This is a genomic window from Pseudomonas sp. P5_A12 (assembly GCF_056400685.1).
This window is the reverse complement of sequence record NZ_JBFUKU010000546.1, coordinates 1-1703: the sequence shown is the minus strand read 5'-3', so window position 1 is coordinate 1703 and position 1703 is coordinate 1. Positions and strand designations below refer to the sequence as shown.

The window sequence follows — 1703 nt, the reverse complement described above, 5'->3', positions numbered from 1 at the left end:
ACCTAGAGCCATTCACTTGCACGGATACTGAAAGCTCTTTGGTTCACCGCATCTGTTACCAGCCCAAGCAGAGCTACTTGGTTGTGTTGCTGGATCAGACCTATTACCACTACTGCGGCATACCTTCACAGGTGGTGACCCAGTGGCTGAACGCAGACTCAAAGGGCCGTTTCTACCTAGGCAACATCAAGGGCAATTTCGATTGTCGGCTGGGTGGGATTCCTGAGTAATGGGCTTGTCACTTTTTGCGATACAAGATTCCATTAGTAAGGCCTGATCTCGTTTGCTTGAAACTTTAGCATTCTATTGGAAAAAGATTTATCAAGAGCCATTTCGGTGTCAGAGTCATAGGAAAGTGATACCTCTTGACCATAAACACTATTGGCCTCAACTCTGAGCATTTTTTTATCGCTGTAAAAACTGCACATATATGAATTGTCTTTTTTTATATCTATGACTTCAGGCTTAATATTGATATCCACTTCAAATATGTGACACAACTCATACGCCCACCAATAGTGTTTATCGTTTTTAGCATTTCTAAGTTCCAAACTTCTCCAACTAATGGAGATAGGCTTGAATCCAATTTTTGCTTTCGCTAATTGGTCTGAAGTCAAAATAGAGTCAGGTATATCGGGCAGCACATACATGCTGAATGTTGTTTTGCATTTTTTGCATTCCGGGTGTTCTTTACCGCCATCCTCTTCAGTGTAACTAAACCCCTTGTACTCTTTGTTTGGCTTGAAAAAAAAAGTAATTCCAGGAGCTAAAAATTTTTCAAATCCAGCTATTTTGCTCACTGGGAAATCCCCATGGTCATCAGGGGCTTGCGGATCAAAAAAATAAGTCTCTCCAAGAGTTACGCCGAATAATTTTGTCGGAAAATTATTCAGCTCCCCAGCAGCTGAGCCAAATGAAAATATAATAATTAAAGTTATTAGTAGCTGTGATGTTCGCATAATAATCCAGCATTTAGTGTGATTGGCGATTCACGTTAATTGTCGCTACATCCATTCAAGCACTCCAAGCCTTTTAGCATACCGCCTCACATCATCAGCAGCTACAGGCTCCAGTTCACGCAACCGCGCAATGCGCCAGTCGAAGCGTTCACGGTGCATCCCGGCGGGCCGTGTGATCTCATCGACTGGCGTATCCCCAGCGTTTAGCTGTTTGCGCAACTGCATCACACGCTCACCTGGCAGAATGTTGGGGTTCTTCTGCCAGGTCGGCGTGTTGAGGTTCTGGCACTTTCTACAGGCGAACCTGCCGCGCAGGTAGAGGTGGCGACAGCGAACTCCGCAGCCAGGGCAGAGAAAGCGAATACGGGTGCGAGTGAAGCGCCCCCTGAACGGTTCGGTCAGCGCCTCAATGGCTAGCGTGTACCGATATTCAACGAACGAAATCTGATAGAGCAGCGAGAGCTGTGACTCGCTCGTAKCTTTAACACGAATAACTTCATCAACAAGCACCAGCAACGTGGTCGCGCCAGCCTCCAGCCCGCCAGCTCTGGCCAGCTTGCAAACGTCCAGAACTGCGCATTCTGTAGTGTTCATCTTGCGCATAAGAACTACCTACACGAGATAACTGTGTATGCGCACAGCATACCGTATATCCACTCGAATTTTGTCGGCTTTCGATGCTGTGCGGAAGGCGAGAATCGGCTTGGATTATTTGTAGATTGTTACCTTGAGGTAGGTCAGTTG

The 1703-nt window shown here is 46.3% G+C and carries 3 protein-coding genes; 1 reads left to right on the top strand and 2 read right to left on the bottom strand.

From position 1 onward, the window contains the following. On the top strand, positions 1–230 hold a 230-nt coding region (locus tag AC1DSG_RS30965), incomplete at its 5' end, for a KTSC domain-containing protein (protein ID WP_477794267.1). A 33-nt stretch (positions 231–263) separates the two neighbouring features. Here AC1DSG_RS30965 and AC1DSG_RS30960 read toward each other — a convergent pair. Then, entirely contained in the window at positions 264–959 is a 696-nt protein-coding gene (locus tag AC1DSG_RS30960; RefSeq protein WP_477794266.1) for a hypothetical protein, read from the bottom strand. A 45-nt stretch (positions 960–1004) separates the two neighbouring features. Then, positions 1005–1562, bottom strand: coding sequence for a hypothetical protein (locus AC1DSG_RS30955; protein WP_477794265.1), 558 nt, complete (start codon positions 1560–1562; stop codon positions 1005–1007). Between the last annotated feature and the right edge of the window lie 141 nt (positions 1563–1703).